Origin of the sequence: Streptomyces sp. NPDC088157, assembly GCF_044741545.1 — a bacterium.
In the GTDB taxonomy this organism is placed as follows: domain Bacteria; phylum Actinomycetota; class Actinomycetes; order Streptomycetales; family Streptomycetaceae; genus Streptomyces.
Window position 1 is genome coordinate 1 of sequence record NZ_JBIUSU010000016.1, and the last position, 17861, is coordinate 17861.

10 protein-coding genes are annotated in these 17861 nt (G+C 73.5%); 7 read left to right on the forward strand and 3 right to left on the reverse strand.

Annotated elements, in window-relative coordinates:
* Positions 1–409 precede the first annotated feature (409 nt).
* On the forward strand, positions 410–2887 hold the full coding sequence (locus ACIPFH_RS41035) for a CBM35 domain-containing protein (protein ID WP_401834836.1): 2478 nt from the start codon (positions 410–412) through the stop codon (positions 2885–2887).
* A 102-nt stretch (positions 2888–2989) separates the two neighbouring features.
* On the opposite strand, the gene ACIPFH_RS41040 is transcribed toward ACIPFH_RS41035, so the two are convergent.
* Positions 2990–4390, reverse strand: coding sequence for a cytochrome P450 (locus tag ACIPFH_RS41040; protein WP_401834839.1), 1401 nt, complete (start codon positions 4388–4390; stop codon positions 2990–2992).
* Positions 4391–4730: 340 nt separating this feature from the next.
* Between ACIPFH_RS41040 and ACIPFH_RS41045 the strand changes: the two genes are divergently transcribed.
* The 6 genes from ACIPFH_RS41045 (at position 4731) to ACIPFH_RS41070 (ending at position 15293) form a co-directional block, all read left to right on the forward strand.
* Positions 4731–6323, forward strand: a complete 1593-nt coding sequence (locus ACIPFH_RS41045; protein WP_401835043.1) for an acyl-CoA carboxylase subunit beta — start codon at positions 4731–4733, stop codon at positions 6321–6323.
* 47 nt (positions 6324–6370) lie between these two features.
* The gene (locus ACIPFH_RS41050) at positions 6371–8110 is read left to right on the forward strand and encodes a fatty acyl-AMP ligase (protein ID WP_401834841.1); all 1740 of its coding nucleotides are present in this window, start codon (positions 6371–6373) and stop codon (positions 8108–8110) included.
* A complete protein-coding gene (locus ACIPFH_RS41055) occupies positions 8107–12165 on the forward strand; it encodes a beta-ketoacyl synthase N-terminal-like domain-containing protein (protein WP_401834843.1) in 4059 nt (1352 codons plus the stop codon). Before ACIPFH_RS41050 ends, ACIPFH_RS41055 begins: the two co-directional genes overlap by 4 nt.
* Positions 12166–12183: 18 nt before the next feature.
* A complete protein-coding gene (locus ACIPFH_RS41060) occupies positions 12184–13128 on the forward strand; it encodes an alpha/beta hydrolase (protein ID WP_401834845.1) in 945 nt (314 codons plus the stop codon).
* 122 nt (positions 13129–13250) lie between these two features.
* Entirely contained in the window at positions 13251–14459 is a 1209-nt protein-coding gene (locus ACIPFH_RS41065; protein ID WP_401834848.1) for a PucR family transcriptional regulator, read from the forward strand.
* 192 nt (positions 14460–14651) lie between these two features.
* On the forward strand, positions 14652–15293 hold the full coding sequence (locus ACIPFH_RS41070) for a cutinase family protein (protein ID WP_401834851.1): 642 nt from the start codon (positions 14652–14654) through the stop codon (positions 15291–15293).
* 77 nt (positions 15294–15370) lie between these two features.
* On the opposite strand, the gene ACIPFH_RS41075 is transcribed toward ACIPFH_RS41070, so the two are convergent.
* Both ACIPFH_RS41075 and ACIPFH_RS41080 read right to left on the reverse strand, forming a co-directional pair.
* Entirely contained in the window at positions 15371–17092 is a 1722-nt protein-coding gene (locus ACIPFH_RS41075; RefSeq protein ID WP_401834853.1) for a hypothetical protein, read from the reverse strand.
* Positions 17093–17209: 117 nt separating this feature from the next.
* On the reverse strand, positions 17210–17650 hold the full coding sequence (locus ACIPFH_RS41080) for an OsmC family protein (RefSeq protein ID WP_401834856.1): 441 nt from the start codon (positions 17648–17650) through the stop codon (positions 17210–17212).
* Between the last annotated feature and the right edge of the window lie 211 nt (positions 17651–17861).

Here is a 17861-nt window from a genome sequence, read left to right on the forward strand (position 1 = left end):
CGGGCGGCCGGGGCGCCCGCGCGGCGGGGGCGGCGGGGGGGGGGGCGGGGGGGGGCGGGCGGCGCGCGCCCGCCCCCCGCCCCCCCCCCCCCCCCCCCCCCCCCCCCCCCCGGCCGTACGGGGAGCCGCCGGAGCGACCCGGATCCGGCCTGGCCCAGGCGGCGGCGCACGCCTTCCGGGTCGCCCATCCGCTCCGCCTGCTCACCGTGCGGCGGTAACCGGCGCGGCACCCGTTCGGGCCATCGGCACCCGCAGCACCCGCAGCACCCGCAGCACCCGCCCGGCCCTCCACCGTCGCCACCCGCAGCACCCGCACCGCCGGCCACCCAGCGGCGTCAGGCGGCCGGCTCCCCGTCCTCCCCCGGCACGCTCCCTTGACGGCCCCTGTGCGACCGATCAGAATCGCCCCATGGATGTGACCGGTCACATAGCGTCGTCGGCAGCAACACCCACAGCCACCCCGCAGCGCCTCGTCGTCGACCTGTCGGTCTCCGAAGGCCCGGTGCTGCTCGGCGCCAACGGCGCGCTGTACGGCATCGGTGACGACGGGGTGCCCAGCGACGCCGCTCTCGCCCCGCTGAAGATCACCAGCATCACGCAGAAGCCGGAGGGCGGCGCCCAGCACCCCAACGGGGACGCGCTCTCCGTGTCCCGGGCGTTCTTCCGCAACGGCGGCGGCGAGATCAACGTGATGATGCAGGACGTCTACAGCGAGTGGCCGTACGAGAACCTGGGCATCGACGACTACCTCCCCAAGGTCGACGCGATCGTCAAGGAGGTGTCGGCGGACCCGCACGGCGACCGCTTCGTCCACATCCCGTTCAACGAGCCGGACTGGATCTGGTACGACCTCGGCGTCGGCGACCAGGAGCGGTACGAGACCAATCGCGACCGGTTCTTCGCGGACTGGAGAACCGTGTACCGGCATATCCGCGCGCTCGCCCCCGGCGCGAGGATCGCCGGACCCAACGAGACCGGGTACCACTCCCGCCTGATGAACGACTTCCTCACCTTCGCCCAGCGGGAGAACGTGCTGCCCCAGGTGGTGACCTGGCACGAGTTGAGCCCGGACTCGCTGCGGGACTTCCAGGCCCACCACGACGACTACCGCCGCATCGAGCGGCGGTTGGGGATCGCACCGCTGAGGATCAGCATCGACGAGTACGCCAACCGCCGTGATCTGTCCGTGCCGGGACAACTCGTGCAGTGGGTGGCGATGTTCGAGCGGAACAAGGTGTACGCCAACCAGGCCTACTGGGACGCCGCCGGCAACCTGGACGGCAACGTGGTGCGCACCAACATCCCCAACGGCGGCTGGTGGTTCTTCCGTTGGTACGCCGGACTGACCGGCGACACCGTGGAGGTCACCCCGCCGCAGCCCCACACCGTCGACACCCTCCAGGGCCTCGCCTCCCTCGACACGGCGCGCCGCCAGGCCCAGGTGCTGCTCGGCGGCTCGGACGGCGACGTGGACGTCGTCGTGCGGGGCGTCCCCCGGGCTGTCTTCGGCCGCACGGTCACCGCGACCGTCGCCGAGGCCGCCTGGTCGGGCTACGAGGGCCCGCATGCCGCTCCCCGGATCCTCGCCCGTACCGCATGCGAGGTCGCGGACGACGGTTCGGTGACCGTCCCGCTGCGCGGCGGGCGCCGGATGTCCGCGTACCGGGTCGTCCTCACCCCGGGCGGCGCCGGCGCCCCGTCCGCCGTGTCGGTGCCCTGGTCGGCGTCGTACGAGGCCCAGGACGCGGTGATCACCGGCGGCGAGGTCAACACCCTTGGGACGGTCGTCGACGCCAACGGTTACGCGGCCTCCGGCACGCAGGACGTCGGTCCCCTCGACACCGCTTCCAGCAGGGTCGACTTCACGGTGACGGTCCCGGCGGACGGGACGTACGACCTCGCGATCCTGTACGGCAACGGGTCCGGCGCTCCCGCCACCCAGAAACTGCTCGTCGACGGCGCGGACCCGGTCACGGTGACATACCCCTCGACACAGAACTGGGCCCATCGCGCCAAGAAGGACCTCACCGTCGGGTTGCCGGCCGGCACCCATGTGCTGACTCTCGCCAAGGGCGACGCCGAGGTCACCCTCGACCGCATCGACCTCACCGCGCTCACCGGCGCGCCGACGGCGTCGTACGAGGCGACGCTCGCGGACATCGGTGGCGGGCCGTCGTACGACTACTCCTCGTCCGCCGGAGTGGGCACGGGCGCCCTCCTCCTGAGTGAGGGCGACCGGGCCGTCTTCGACGTCCACGCCCCTGTGGACGGCTATTACACGGTCGTGCCGAGGTCCTCGGCGGCGGTACGACTGACGCTGCACGGCGAGCGGGTGACGGCGGCGCCGGACGAGCCACTGCGGCTCTATCTGGTGGCGGGCAACAACCGCGTCGCGGTGACCGCGCGGAACGCCGCCGTCCGGTCCCTCGACGTCTCGGGCGCGGGTTCGACCGCGGGCGTCCTTTCCCACGATGCCGCGTCCGCCGTCCTCACCGGAGGGGCGAAGCTGGTCGACTCCGCCCATGCCCCTGGTGGCTCGTGCGTCGCCGACCTCGGCAACAGCCCTGACTCCAGAGCCGAGTTCACGGTGCACGCGCCCGACTCCGGCCGCTATGTGCTCGTCGTCCACTACGCGCACGACGACCGCCGCGACAACGGCCACGCCTACAACACCGACATCATGTCCCGTACGGCGGACCTCACCGTCGGCTCCGGAGCGCCGACGCGGGTCGCCTTCAAGAACACCTGGAGCCCGCACGACTACTGGACACTGGGCGTCCCCGTCGACCTGCGGGAGGGGGCCAACTCCGTGACCTTCCGCAACGCGACGGGCTGGGCCCCGCAGATCGGCCGCATCGAACTGGGCCGGGTCCTGCTACGGCCGTAGTCCGATGCGGGCCCGACAGCGCGATGCGGGCCCGACAGTGCGATGCGGGCCCGACAGTGCGATGCGGTCCCGGTCCCGAGGCGCGGGTGGTGTGCCCCGGGGTCAGCGGCCGACGCCGATCAGACCGGTCAGATAGCTCCACAGCGACGAGCGCTGCCGGACCGCGGGATCGGGCAGTTCCGTGCCGGTCGGTTCCGCGGCCGGGGCCTGCGAGGACGGCTGCTCCGGCAGCGTGGCGAGTTCGTACCGTACGGGCAGCGAGCGCAGGCCCCGCATGAAGGGCGAGGAGCGCCACGGCAGTTGGTCGACGGGCAGGGCGAGGTCCAGGTGGGAGAACCGCTCGAACAACCGGCCCACACCGACCGCCGCGACCGTCGACGCCAGCTCGCGCGCCGGGCACTGGCGACGGCCCGCGCCCCAGGCCAGGTGTGCCCGGGTGCTGACGGTGGTGCCCGACTCCACATGTCCGGCGAAGAGCGGGTCGGCGTGCGCAGCCGCGGAGGAGACCCACACCGGGTCACCGGCCCGGATGGTGTAGTTCCCGAGCCGGGTGTCCTCGGCCGCGAAGCGCGGCACGAAGTTCACCAGCGGCGGCTTGCGCATGACCACCCGGTTCATGCTCTCCCTGACCATCCCGGCGGACAGGCTGGCACGCACGCCGCCCTCCCCCGAGATCACCTCGACCACCGTGTTGGATATGAGGATGCCGACGTGGTCGGAGGTCATGCCGAGCAGCATGAACAGTTCGCGGGCCAGCTGGTCGAGCGAGAGGTCGGGATGCGCGGCCAGCAGGTACGAGGGGAAGTCCTCCCCCGGCTTCTCCAGCTTGCCCGCCGCCAGTTCGGCCAGCGCCGCCAGCAGCCGTTCCAGGGCCGGCTCCGCGTCCGGGCCCGCGTCCAGTACCCGCCACATGTCCATCAGCGCGTCGTCGCCCTGCGAGCCGGGGAAGCCGAGCAGACGGCTCGCCACCATCAGCGGCAGCGGCCGGGAGAACTGGGCGGACAGATCCGCCCAGCCCGTGCCACCGGCCTGTCCCACCAGACTGATCAGTTCGTCGGCGTAGGCGGTGACGGCCGTCTTCAGCCGCTTGGCCTGCGGGTGGCGCGGGTCCTGGAACGGCTTGAGCGCCGCGTCCCAGGCCGTCCGCAACGGCCGGTAGCCGGGACCTCCCTGGATCAGCACATGGTTGACCTCGAGGGACGGTCCGAGCGGCCAGTCGGCCGGCACCCTGCCCTCCGAGCGGGCCCGCCACTTCTCCAGCCCCTTGGGCCACCCGGCGTCGTCCTGGAGCACCTCGAGCGACTCGCGGTAGCCCAGGACCAGCCAGGCGGGCACCCCCAGCAGATCGACCGGCGCGACCGCACCGTGCCGCTGCCTGAGCCTCTCGTACACGAGCGAGGGGCGCGTCTCGTAGTCCCGGGTCAGCAGCGGTTCCGGAGCCAACGTCTCCAACCGCTCGCCGCCAAGGTCCACGGATTTGCCGTCGCCCACCTGCGATTCCATCGCTCTGCCGCCCTCCGCCACTCCCCGTACCGGCGCGTCTTCACCCGGTAGCCGGAACCGGACGGACCCTATCCCAGGCCCCCGGCGCGGTGAACGACGGGGGCACGGCCCGGCGCGGCCGCGGTGCTGCCGGTGCCCGACCGCCGCGCCGCGCCAACTCCCGTGCCGCTGCGCGCGGTTGACGCCGCCGGTCCCGAACCGCACGGGCATCCGGCCGTCGTCCTTGTCACACCAGGACGAACCTCCGCCCCCGAGGACTCAACTCACGCACACAGAACGGCGACAGCCGGAGGCCGCACCCGCATCGCTGCCATATTCGAGAACCACTTCGGAGGTGGCTGTGACGCGAGAGGCGACAACGTCCCGGGCGACGGCAAAAGCAACGGCGACGGGGGGAGCGACGGGCACGGCGGATCGCACCGCCGAACGCATCGCGGACCTGGAACGCCGCCGGGCACAGGCGGTGGTGCCCGGCACACCCAGGAGACACGGGGCTCTCGGTGCGCGGGAGCGGATCGAACGGCTGCTGGACGAAGGCTCGTTCACGGAGACCGGCCTGTTCGTCCGGGCCAGACCCACGGGGGACGGCGCCCGTCGGCCCTACGGCGACGGAGTCGTCACCGGGTACGGCACCGTCGACGGGCGGCAGGTCTGTGTGTTCGCCCAGGACTCCACGGTCTTCGGCGGCAGCATGGGCGAGGCGTTCGGTGAGAAGACCGTGGCCCTCATGGACCTCGCGCTGAAGACCGGCTGTCCGGTCATCGGTCTCAACGACTCCGGCGGCGCCCGGATCCAGGAGGGCGTCGCCTCGCTCGCCCTCTACGCCGAGCTGGTCCACCGCAACGTGCGGGCCTCCGGGGTCATCCCGCAGATCTCCGTCGTCCTGGGCTCCTGCGCGGGCGGGGCCGCGTACTCACCCGCCATCACCGACTTCACCGTGATGGTGGACGGCGTCTCGCACATGTTCGTCACCGGGCCCGACGTCATCGAAGCCGTCACCGGCGAGCGGACGACCGCCGAGGACCTGGGCGGCGCCCGTGCCAGCAACGCCGTCAACGGCAACGCCCACTTCCTGGCCGCCGACGAGGAGGACGCCCTCGACACCGTACGCGACCTGCTCTCGTACCTGCCCGCCAACAACCTCGGGCGACCGCCGGAGTACGCCCCCACGCCCCCGCCCGTCGGGGCCCGGCTCGACGAGGTGGTCCCCGACCGCCCCGGTCAGGCCTACGACATGCGCGACATCCTGCACGCGGTCGTCGACGACGGTGAACTGCTCCAGGTGCAGGAGCTGTTCGCGCCGAACATCGTCTGTGCCCTGGCCCGGGTCGAGGGCACCACCGTCGGGGTCGTCGCCAACCAGCCGCTGCACGCGGCCGGCGTCCTCGACATCGACGCCTCCGAGAAGGCCGCGCGGTTCGTGCGGTTCTGCGACGCGTTCGGCATACCCCTGCTGACCTTCGCCGACGTCCCCGGCTACCTCTCGGGCGTCAGCCAGGAGCGGGCCGGCATCATCCGGCGCGGCGCCAAACTGCTGTACGCCTACGCCGAGGCGACGGTCCCGAAGCTCACGGTGGTGGTGCGCAAGGCGTACGGGGGCGGGTACGCGGTGATGGGCTCCAAACACCTGGGTGCCGACCTCAACCTCGCCTGGCCGACCGCCCGCATCGCGGTCATGGGCGCGCAGGGCGCCGTCGGCGTGCTGCACCGGCGTGAACTCGCCGCCGCCGCCGATCCCGAGGAGCTGCGCGCCACTCTCGTCGCGGCGTACGAGGCCACCCACGGGACGCCCTACCCGGCCGCCGAACGCGGTTACGTCGACGCCGTCATCGCCCCCCGCGACACTCGCGCGCACCTCTGCCGCGCCCTGCGCGCGCTGCGCGGCAAACGCGCCCCGATGCCGGAACGCCGGCACGGCAACATCCCGCTCTGATCCGCCCTACCCGCGAGCCGACACCGCGATGTGAGGAGTCCCGCCCGATGGACAGCAGCCGCCCCCCGCTCGCGCCCGCGTACCGGACTCTGCCCGAGTACCTGTGGCACTGGGCCGAAACCGCCCCCGACCGCCGGGCGTTCACCTTCGTCGACCATCCCGGACCGCGCTCGCGCGGCGTACACCGCACGCTGACCTGGAAGAGCCTGGACCTACGGGTTCGGGCGCTCGCGGCCCGGCTCGCCGAGGAGGCCGGGCCGGGGGCGCGGGTGGCGCTGCTGTGCCCGCAGGGAACCGAGTACGTCACCGGTTTCCTGGCGGCGCTGGCCGCCGGGCTGGTCGCCGTACCGCTGTATCCGCCCGGCTTGTCCGGGCACGGGGACCGGCTCGCCGGCGTCCTGGCCGACGCGCGTCCCGCGGTGGTGGTGACCTCGAGCCGGGCCATGGCGGAGGTGGCGGAGTTCTGCGAGCGTGCGCACGTCCCGGCCGTCGCGGTGGACCAGGTGCCCGACTCCATGGCCCGGGACCGGCCCGCGGCCGCGCCGGACGCCGGGGCGACCGCCTATCTCCAGTACACGTCCGGGTCCACCCGCGCTCCGGCGGGCGTGGAGATCACCCACGCCAACGTGGTCGCCAACGCCCGCCAGGCGCTGACCGCCTACGGCGCCGACGCGCACCCGGTGACCTGCGTGGGCTGGCTGCCGCTCTACCACGACATGGGGCTCGTGCTGAGCGTCGCGGCTCCCGTCGTACAGGGCAGGCTGTCGGTCCTCATGGACCCGGCCGCGTTCCTGCGCGAGCCGGCGCGCTGGCTGCGGCTGCTCGCCGCCCATCCGCGTGCGGTGAGCGCCGCGCCCAACTTCGCCTACGACTACTGCGTCGCGGCCGTCACCGAGGCGCAGAAGACGGAGCTGCGGCTCGACGGTGTGGCCGCGTTGATCAACGGCAGTGAACCGGTCCGGCCCGGCACCGCCGACCGCTTCCACGCGGCGTTCGCCGACCAGGGACTGGCGGCGGACGTCCACTGTCCGTCGTACGGGCTCGCCGAGGCCACCGTCTTCGTCAGCGCCGCCCGCCCCGGCGAGCCGTTGCGCCGGTTCGCTCTCGACCGGGACGCCCTCGCCGCCGGAAAGGCCCTGCTCGCGCGGCCGGACGACGCCGGCGCCGTGCAGCTGGCCGGCTGTGGCGCCCCTGCCGGTCAGCGGGTTCGCATCGTCGATCCCGTCTCCCGCGACCCCCTGTCCGACGGGGAGGTCGGCGAGATCTGGGTGCGGGGCCCCAACGTGGGGCGCGGCTACTGGAACAACCAGGCGCAGAGCCGGCGTGTCTTCGGCGCCCTCCTGGCCGGCGCCGCGGGCGGCTGGCTGCGCACCGGTGACCTGGGCACAACGCTGGACGGACAGCTGATCGTCACCGGCCGGCTGAAGGACCTCATCGTCGTCGACGGCCGCAACCACTATCCGCAGGACGTGGAGGCCACCGCCCAGGACGCGCATCCGGCCGTGCGCCGCGACCGGCTCGCCGCCTTCGGCGTGCCGGGCGACGCGGGCGAGCGCGTCGTCCTCGTGGCCGAACACAGCCGGGCCACCGGCCTCGACGCGATCGACGTACCGGCCCTGGTGCGGGCCGTGCGCGCGGCCGTCTCCGCCCGGCACGGCCTGCGGCTCGCCGACGTCCTCCTCGTCGCTCCCGGCACCGTCCCGCGGACGTCCAGCGGCAAGGTGGCGCGCGCCCTGACCCGGGCCCGCTATCTGGCGGGCGCCTTCGTCGCGGGGACGACGCGATGAGGGGCGTCGACGAGGACGCGCTGCGCCGCCTGATCGCGGAACGGGTCGCCACCTGGAACGGCACCGGCGACGACGTACCGATGGACCTGCCGCTGGCCGATCTCGGCATGTCCTCGCGGGACGCGGTCGTGCTGGCCGGGGAGCTGTCCCGGCTCACGGGCCGCGAGCTGCCGGCGACGCTGCTCTGGTCGGCGCCCACCCTGGCGGCGCTGGTGGCGCAACTGCGCGGCCCGGACGCGCGGCACCTCCCCGCGACGCCCGCGTCCCCTCCTCCGGCAGCGCCCGGCGAGCCCGTCGCGGTCATCGGGGTCGGCTGCCGGCTGCCCGGCGGGGTGCGCGGCCCGGCCGACTACTGGCGGCTGCTGGACGACGGGGTCGACGCGATCGGGCGGGTCCCCGGCGACCGGTGGCGCGACTTCACCGTCTTCCCGCCCGCCGAGGCACCCGCTCACGGCGGCTACCTCGACGACATCGCCGGGTTCGACGCCGACTTCTTCCGCGTCACACCGCGCGAGGCCAGGGTGATGGACCCCCAGCAGCGGATCCTCCTGGAGGTCGTCCACGAGACCCTCGACCACGCCGCCGTCCCGGCCGCCGCTCTCGCCGGCACGGCAACCGGCGTCTTCGTCGGCATCTGTGCCCCGGAGTACGGACAGCTGACCGGCGCCGATCCGGGCGCCGTCGATCCGTGGGCCCCGGCGGGCGCCGCGCTCGGTGTGGCCGCGGGCCGACTCTCCTACGTCCTGGACACCCGCGGCCCGAGCATGGCCGTCGACACCGCGTGCTCGTCCTCACTCGTCGCCGTGCACCACGCCTGTGTCAGCCTGCGCACCGGCGAGAGCGACCTGGCGATCGCCGCCGGGGTCAACCTGCTGCTGTCGCCCGTCGTCGGCGTCGCCTTCGCGCGGGCGGGCGCCCTCGCGCCGGACGGGCGCTGCAAGCCGTTCTCCACGGCGGCCGACGGCATCGGGCGCGGCGAGGGATGCGCGGCCGTGCTGCTGAAACGGCTGTCCGAAGCCGAGCGGGACGGTGATCGCGTCCTCGCCGTCGTCCGTGCCACCGCCGTCAACTCCGACGGCCGCTCGAACGGTCTCCTCGCGCCCAACCCGGCCGCGCAGCAGGCCCTGTTGAGCACCGTCTACCCGCGGGCCGGGCTGTCCCCGACGCACATCGACTACGTCGAGGCGCACGGCACCGGCACCCCGCTCGGCGACCCGATCGAGGCGGGCGCGCTCGGTGCGGTGCTGGGCGCGGGCCGAGACCCCGACCAGCCGCTGCTCCTCGGCTCCGTCAAGGGCAACCTCGGCCACCTGGAGTCCGCCGCGGGCATCGCGGGACTGGTGAAGACGGTCCTCGCGCTGCATCACGACCGGGTTCCGCCCTCGCTGCACTGCGCCGGCGGCAGCGCCCCGGACGACGTGCGACTGCGGGTGGTGACCGAGCCCGAGCCGTGGCCCCGTTACGGCGGGACGGCCACCGCCGGGGTGTCGGGCTTCGGGTTCGGCGGTACCAACGCCCACGCGGTGCTGGAGGAATGGCGGCCCGACGTGCGGCCGTCTGCCCCGGCCGAGGAGCCGGCCGCCCGGCTGCATCTGCTGTCCGACGTCGACACCGACCGGGTCCGGGACACCGCGGCCCGGCTCGCCGCGTGGCTGCGTACGCCGGAGGGAAGCGCCGCGCGTGCGGCCGACGTGGCGCGTACGCTCGCCGGACGCACCGGGCGCGGGCCGGTGCGCGCCGCCGTCGTCGCCCACGACCGGGAGGAACTGGCCGAGGCGCTGGACGCGTTGTCGCAGAGCCGGCCGCACGCGAGCGTGCTGACCGGCGATCGTGATCGTGTCGGGCGCGGCCCGGTCTGGGTGTTCTCCGGGTACGGCAGCCAGTGGCCCGGCATGGGACGCCGGCTGCTGGCCGAGGAACCGGCCTTCGCCGCCGCCGTGGAGAAGCTCGACGCCCGGCTCGCCGCAGCCTGCGGGTTCTCCCTCTACGACCAGCTGGCCTGCGGTGCGGCCCTCGACCGTCTGGAGATCGCCCAACCCGTGCTGTTCGGCTACCAGTTGGCGCTGGCCGAATTGTGGCGCTCGTACGGCGTCGAACCGGCCGCCGTGATCGGTCACTCCATGGGCGAGGTGGCTGCCGCCGTCTGCGCGGGTGCCCTGGACGTGTCGGACGCGGCCCGGATCGTCGCCGTACGGGCCCGCCTGCTGAGCGGGCTGCACGGCGGCGCGATGGCCGTGGTCGACCTCGAGGACGGCGAACTCGACGCCCTGGAAAGCGACTTCCCGGGCGTCCAGGTCGCGGTCCACTCCTCGCCCCGGCAGAAGGTCGTCACCGGTGACGAGCTCGCGGTCACCCGGCTCGTGCGCCGACTGGAGGAGCGGGGCCGGGCCGCCCGGGCGATGCGGGTGGCCGGCGCCGGACACTCGCCCCAGGTGGACCCGCTCCTTCCCGAACTCACCGCCGCCCTGTCCGACGTCCGGGGCGGGCCGACGCGGATCCCGGTCTACTCCACCGTCCTCGACGACCCCCGCGGGGAGTGCCGGTTCGACGCCGCCCACTGGGCCGCGAACCTTCGCCGGCCCGTGCGTTTGGACCGGGCCCTCGCGGCGGCCGCGGCCGACGGTCACACCGCCTTCGTCGAGATCTCGCCGCATCCGGTCCTGGTTGGGCCGGTGACCGACACGGTGCCCGGAGCCCTCGCCGTGGGCACCGTGCGCCGCGACGCGGACGGCTCCGCCGCGTTCCTCTCAGGGATGGGCGCCCTGTACGCCGCGGGTCTGCCCCTGCCGCTGCCGCCCGGCCGCGTCGTCGACCTGCCGGCACCGCGCTGGCGGCACACCCGGTACTGGTGGACGGACGGCCGCGCCCCCGTCGCGGCGACGGCGACGGCGACGGCGACGGCGACGGCGACGGCGACGGCGACCGGAACGACCGTGGATCGCTGGGCCGGGCCCGCCGCACCGGTGGAGGAAGCCGACGGCCCGCCCTCGGTGGCCGCCCGCCTCAGCCACCACATCGCCGCCGTCACCGGCCACCCGACGGCCCGGATCGCGCCCGCCACAGCACTGGCCGACCTTGGCCTGGACTCTCTGATGGCCGTCCGCATCCGCACCGCCGTGGAACGCGAGTTCGGGATCGAACTACCGCTGCGCGACCTGCTCGGCGCCGCCACCGTCGACGAAGCGGTCGCTCGTATCCAGCAGGCGCTCCCCGCCGCGCCGACCGCGATGGCCGCGTCCTCGCCGCTGCGGGCCCTGCGCGCCACCGGCGCCCTGCCGCCGCTGTTCCTGTGCCACGCGGCCGGCGGCCGGTCCGACGTCTACCGCGCACTCGCCGAACGCCTCGGCGACGACCGTCCGGTGCACGGGCTGGACCGGTTGGAGGACGCCGGTACCGTGCCGGAGAAGGCTCGCCGCTACGCCGAGGCGATCACCGCCGCCCACCCCGACGGACCCTGTCTGCTCGGCGGTTGGTCCTTCGGCGGCTTCGTCGCCCAGGAGACGGCACGCCAACTCACCGCCGCCGGACGTACCGTGCCACTGGTCGTGCTCATCGACCCGGTGCGGCCCCTCCCCTCGCCCGACCGTACGCCCGCCGACCGCGTCCGCGCCCACTTCACGGGCTTCGCCCGGCACGTCGCCGACACCTACGGGGTCAGGCTGCGCCTGCCGTACGACGATCTCGTCGCGATGGACGACGACCGCGAGCGCATCGACCTCGTGCTGCGCGCCCTGAGCGGGGCCGTCGCGGTACCGGCCGCCGCGCTGGAGCACCAGCGTGCCTCCTACCTGGACCTGAGGATCGGCGAGGCCCACCGTCCGGACCGCCACGACGGCCGCGTGGTGCTGTACCGGGCCACCGAACCGGCCCCGCACACCGTGCGCGACCCGGCGTACGAACGGGACGACGAAGCCCTCGGCTGGGACGAGGTGTGCCCGCGTCTGACGGTCGTACCGGTCCCGGGCCACCACCTCTCGCTGCTCGACCCGCCGCACGTCGACGAGATCGCCGCCCATCTGCGGCAGCTGCTCGCCGCGCCGGGCGGACCCGCGTAACCGGACTGAGGAGCCGCCATGCCGAAGCACACGAACCGACCGTCCCGACGCGCCGTCACCCGGGCCGCGGCGGCAGGCGGACTGGCCGCCCTGTTCGGCGCCACCGGCGCCGCGGGACGCGCCGGGGCCACGACCCGGCTGGCACCGCGCACCCTCGACGTGTCCCTGTCCTCCCCGGCGCTGGGCCGCAGCGCGCCGGTCCGGCTGATCCTGCCGTCGGACTTCGACGCCCGGCCCGAGCGGCGGTACCCCGTCCTGTACCTCCTGCACGGTGCCCACGACGACTACACGTCCTGGACCCGCGAGACGGACATCGAGGCCTTCACCGCGGGCCGCGACCTGATCGTGGCCATGCCGGACGCGGGCCCCACCGGTATCCCCAGCGCGTGGCGCGGCGGCCCCGACTACGAGGCCTTCCAGATCCAGGAGGTACCGGCGTTGCTGGCCCGCGACTACCGGGCGTCCGGTGTGCGGGCCGTCGCCGGGGTCTCCACGGGAGGCTACGGAGCGATGGCGCACGCTGCCCGCCATCCGGGCCTGTTCGCCGCCGCGGCCTCCTACAGCGGCATCCTCGACACCACCGCTCCCGGTGTGCCCACCCTCCTGGACGCCATCGTGGCCCGCGAGAGCCTGGCTCCCCACTCGCTCTGGGGCAATCCGATCCTCAACGCCCTCACCTGGCGCGACTTCAACCCGCGCGCCCGCGCCGCCGGTCTGCGCGGCACGCCCCTCTACGTGTCCAGCGGCAGCGGAGTGGTCGGCGGCGTCGGCGACTGGCTGCCCGAGGCACTGGAGAGCACCCTGTGGCTCTCCGCGCACGCCTTCACCGACCTCCTCGCGCTCCTCGGCGTCCCGGCCACCACCCACTACTACGCGGGAGGAGGACACAGCTGGGTCTACTGGAGGAGGGAGTTCGCCGCCTCGTGGCCGATGCTCGCCGGTGCGCTGGGAGTGCCGGCGTGACCTCGGCGCAGCCGGGGCACGGAACGGAGCGCAGGGGCCGTCCGTCCGACACAGGACGTCCCCCTCGTCCCACGGGCAGCGCTCCGTGGGCGAGCCGCCTCCGGGTGAAAGGAGTGTCCGTCGTGGCTGTCCCCACTCCGCGCGGCCTGCCCGCCGAACCTGGAACCGTCTCGGTTCCGCCCGACCTGGCCGGGCTGTTGCGCGCCCAACTGGAGAGGGTGGCCGACGAGGTGGAGGAGGAGGTCCGCAGGCAGGTCCCCGAGTACGCGCGGCCCGCCGACGGGAACTACGGCCGCAACCTCAGGGCCGGAGTGGTGCAGGCGCTCACGTTGTTCGTCGATCACATCGCCGACCCGCGCGGCCAGGGAGCCGCCATCGCCGCGACGTACTACGAACTCGGGCGCGGCGAGGCCGTCGAGGGCCGCAGCCTGGACGCGCTGCAGTCCGCGTTGCGCGTGGGCGGTCTGCACGCCTGGCGGCTGATGGGCCGCACGGCGGAGGAACTGGGGCTGGACTCGGCGGCCGTGGCGACACTCGGCGAACTGGCGTTCCAAACCGTGCACGAGGTCGCGGAGGCGGCCGCCGAGGGATACGCGGAGGCACGGTCGCACAGCACGGACGAGCTGGAACGACGCCGCCGACGCCTGCTCGATCTGCTGCTGGGCGACGGGCCGGTGTCCGCGGAAGCGGTGCAGGACCTGGCACACGCCGCACGCTGGCGGGTGCCCTCGCAGGTCGCCGTCGTCACGCTGGCGGCCGGCGGGGACCCGCAGGCGGCGGATCGGCCGCCCGCGATGCCCGGGGCGCTGACGGACATGGAGTCACGGCCGCCGCGTGTGCTCGTGCCGGACCCGGAGGGCTCCGGGCGGTTCGGGGGCCGGTCCTTCGTCCTCGGCCTCCAGGGACGCCCGGCGGCGATCGGCCCGACGGTCCCCGTCACCGAGGCCGCGCAGTCGCTGCGCTGGGCCACGCGGGCGCTGGGGCTGATGGGCCGCGGCATCCTGCCCCGACAGGGCGTGGTGCGGTGCGCCGACCATCTGTCCACCCTGTTGCTGCACAGTGACGAACCGCTGCTCGCCCAGTTGGAGGCGCGGGCGCTCGCGCCCCTCGACACCGTCTCCGAGGGGCAGCGCGCCCGGCTGGCCGAGACGCTGTCGGCCTGGCTGCTCAGCGGCAGCAACGTGCCCGAGGTCGCCGCCCGGCTCCACATCCACCCGCAGACGGTCCGCTACCGCCTGCGCCAGCTGGAGAAGCTGTTCGGCGACGCCCTGCACGACCCTGGCGCCCGCCTGGACCTGATCCTCGCCCTGCGCTCCGCGAACCGCTCCTGACCGGCCCGCGCATGGAAACCCCGGCCCGAATCACTCGCACCCGAGCCGCTAGAACCCGACCCACTCACGACGGTACAAAAACCGGGTGAATTTCTGAATTCCCGTCCATAACACGTGGCAAGAGAACGCGAATACCTTCGGGACTGTCCTTTTCATCAGGTGCGTCACGCGCCCCACCCGCAAAGGATCCCCATGCGTATCCGCTTGTGTCTCGCCGCGCTCTCATTGGCCGGAAGTGCCGGCCTCACCACTCTCTCGGCGCCCGCGGCAGCGGCCGCCGCCTGCTCGGACGTCGACGTCGTGGCAGCTCGTGGCACCTTCGAACCGGGCACGCTCGGCCTGATCGTGGGCGACCCGGTGTTCTCCGCACTCCAGAAGAAACTGACGGGAAAGAAACTCTCCAGCTATGCGGTGAACTATCCCGCGAACCTTTCCCTCACCTCGGCCGCGCAGGGAAACGCGGATCTGGTGAACCACGTCGAGGAGCAGGCGACGGCCTGCCCGAATCAGCGCTTCGTTCTCGTCGGCTATTCGCAGGGTGCGAACGTCGTCGACAATTCCATCGGGATCAGCAGCGCGGGCGCGGTGGTCGGCAGTCCCATCGTCGCGACCCTCCCCACGGCGGTCGCGCCGAGGGTCGCCGCGGTCCTGCTGTTCGGCAACCCGATCCGGGCCCTCGGCAAGAGCGTCACCGGCACCTACCAGAGCCGCACCATCGATTTCTGCGCCGGCGGTGACCCCATCTGTGAGAACGGCGGGGACGACGTGCTGGCCCACCTCGGTTACACCGCCGACGCCTCCGCGGCGGCCACGTTCGCCGCCGGCAGGGTCTGACCCGCACCGGCGGCACGGCATGTGGGCAGGGCCCGGGAGGAGATCCTCCCGGGCCCTGCCCACGTGTGGGACAAGGGCTACCGGGGAGAACGGGCGAACGTCGCGAGCGCGGTCCCCACGGCCTCGGGCCGGCCGTTGTTCTGCACGGGCGCCGCGGTCAGCACGTCGAGATGCTGGTAGCCGGCGGCGACCACGGGGTGCAGGTCGGCCGGAATGCGGCCGGCGAGCAGTCCGTCGCCCGCGAGCACCGTGAGCGTCGGGTTGGCCGTCAGTCCCGCGGGATGGACGACCAGCCTCTTGACCTGTGGTGAGGTGGCCAGCTGGATGTCGGTCACCAGTTTGGTCGGGAAGTACTGCTCGGTGAAGTCGAGCGGCTGCTCAGCCAGGCTGCGGGCCAGCTCCTGAAGGTCGGTGACCTCCTTGCCCGCGTCGGTGAACGGCGTACCGTCGGCCGACCGGTACCCGGGGTCGTCGGCGTCGCCGACACGGTCGTAGTCGCGCCAGCTGTACAGCGGCCCGTGCGGCTGCGCGGGGATGGCCTTGTACGCGACGCCGAACAGCTGCGTCGGCTGCGAACTCCCGTTGGCGGCCGGGAAGTTCTTGTCCGTGACCGGCCCGCCGTCGAAGAGGCCCACGCTGCTCTGCAGGAACGCCAGGGGTACGGAGTTGTCGTCCATCAGCGACCCGAGCACCGTGGCGTTGGTGAGCCGGAAGTCCTTCACCCCTGGTGAACCCGTGAGGAAGGTGGCGGTGTCCCTGGAGAACAGGAAGCGGTTGGTGGCCTCGATGTTGATGCCGGACGGCAGGTAGGACGGCAGGTCCGCCTCACCGTCCGGGTCGCGTACGGCGCCCAGGCCGGCGATGGCCAGCAGGGTCATGGTCTCCGGGTTGAGCAGTACCGGCGCGGACAGCGAGCGCGGCAGCACCCCGGTGTCGAGCCCCGCCTGCACCACCGCGTAACCGAGCCCGACGTCCGGCAGGTTGGTGTCGTCGGGCAGGCTGCCGCTCAGGTCTGCCAGCGAGGTGGAGATCGTCGTGTCGAGGGCGAAGTAGCCGGCGCACTGGTTGTGTCCCGCGTCCGCCACGGTGGCGGGGTCGCCGTCGAAGTCGGCCGCCGCGAAGTACCCGGTGATCACCCCGCCCAGCGAATGCCCGCCGCACAGCACCTTGCTCTTGCGCACGCCCTGGTCGGGCAACTCACGTGCCAGCAGGTCGTATTCGTCGCGCACGGTCTGCTCGATGCCGAGTTTCGCCATCCACCCCAGCCTGCCGTCGCCGACGAAGCCCCCGAAGACCCGGCCGTCGACCCGCTTGCCCCGGTAGTAGTAGTCGACGGCGGTGTGCTGGTCGCCGGAAGCGATGCCGGTCCGGTCCTCCAGGCAGTTGGAGCGCCGGTCCAGGGCCCAGAACTCGATGTGCCGTCCCTGCGCGGCGGCTTTCGCCACCGTGCCTCGGGCGACGCTGTCGAACGCTCCGGCACCTTCCAGGATGCCGGGCTGGGCCACGAGGATCCGGTCCGCGTCGGCCGACGCCTCCGGTCCGTCGGCGGAGCGGTAGCGCAGATACGACAGCCGGTCGCAGGCCGCCGGACGGTCCCCGAAGGACCGCGGTAACGGCGCCTTCACCCGCACCAGCGACTCGGTCACGCCGTCGGCCGGGTGCGTCGACGCCACGGGCGTCTCGGTCCGGGCGTCGTCTCCCTGAGCGTCCGGGGCGGCTGCGGTGAGCGCCCCCGTGGTCAGCAGCACCGCCAGCGCCGCGCCGGACCACGTCCTTCCTCTGCCACGACTCGTGTTCATAGGCGGACCGTAGAACCGCGGAGAGCGCGCGACCGGGAAGTGCTCACAAGAACGCAGGGCTCGACGGCGCGCTTGTCACCGGCCCGCAGACAACGAGCCGGAGATGCCGTGGTGCGGTCAGGCGTCCGCGACCGTCGCGGTGACGGGCGTGCCGACCTCGATCGTGCGGCTGACGGTGCACAGCCGGTTGTGGGAGATCGCGACCGCCCGGGGCAGGATCGCCCGGGCCCGGTCGCCGGACGCGCCGTCCGGGAAGGTGACGGAGAAGGCGACCGCGAGGTCGGTCATCCGGTTGCCGAGCTCGTCGCTGATCTTGTCGCCGGTCACGGTGACGGTGAACCCGGCGGGCTCCGCGTGCCGCCCGGTGGCGACGTCGACGTCGGCCGCGGTGCAACCGCCGATCGCCGCGAGCAGGAGTTCCACCGGGGTGAAGTCGGCGCCTTGGTCGGAATCGGCGCCGGTGCCGAAGTCGATCGTGCCGCCGCGCGCGTTCGTGGCGGTGAACCGACCGGTACCGGTCCGCTCGACGGTGACCAGACGCAGGGAGTCTTCGCTCATGCCGACGACACTAAGGGTTGTCCCGTGATCTCCGGCGGGCGCACACGACAGCCACGGCACCTCGCCGCGTCGTCGCACGACCCGAGTACGCCCAGTACGCGGGTCGTCCTCCGCCGTGCGATGCGGCGCACCGGACGCCGCCCGCTGATCCGACACGAAGGGTCGGACACGGCCCATCGCCGTGCCGCGCCCGGGGTGCGTGCCCGGCAGG

Coding starts and splice junctions, on each gene's coding strand:
- ACIPFH_RS41060 (WP_401834845.1), top strand. CDS start 12,184: ATGCCGAAGCACACGAACCGACCGTCCCGACGCGCCGTCACCCGGGCC.
- ACIPFH_RS41040 (WP_401834839.1), bottom strand. CDS start 4,390: ATGGAATCGCAGGTGGGCGACGGCAAATCCGTGGACCTTGGCGGCGAG.
- ACIPFH_RS41050 (WP_401834841.1), top strand. CDS start 6,371: ATGGACAGCAGCCGCCCCCCGCTCGCGCCCGCGTACCGGACTCTGCCC.
- ACIPFH_RS41035 (WP_401834836.1), top strand. CDS start 410: ATGGATGTGACCGGTCACATAGCGTCGTCGGCAGCAACACCCACAGCC.
- ACIPFH_RS41080 (WP_401834856.1), bottom strand. CDS start 17,650: ATGAGCGAAGACTCCCTGCGTCTGGTCACCGTCGAGCGGACCGGTACC.
- ACIPFH_RS41070 (WP_401834851.1), top strand. CDS start 14,652: ATGCGTATCCGCTTGTGTCTCGCCGCGCTCTCATTGGCCGGAAGTGCC.
- ACIPFH_RS41055 (WP_401834843.1), top strand. CDS start 8,107: ATGAGGGGCGTCGACGAGGACGCGCTGCGCCGCCTGATCGCGGAACGG.
- ACIPFH_RS41075 (WP_401834853.1), bottom strand. CDS start 17,092: ATGAACACGAGTCGTGGCAGAGGAAGGACGTGGTCCGGCGCGGCGCTG.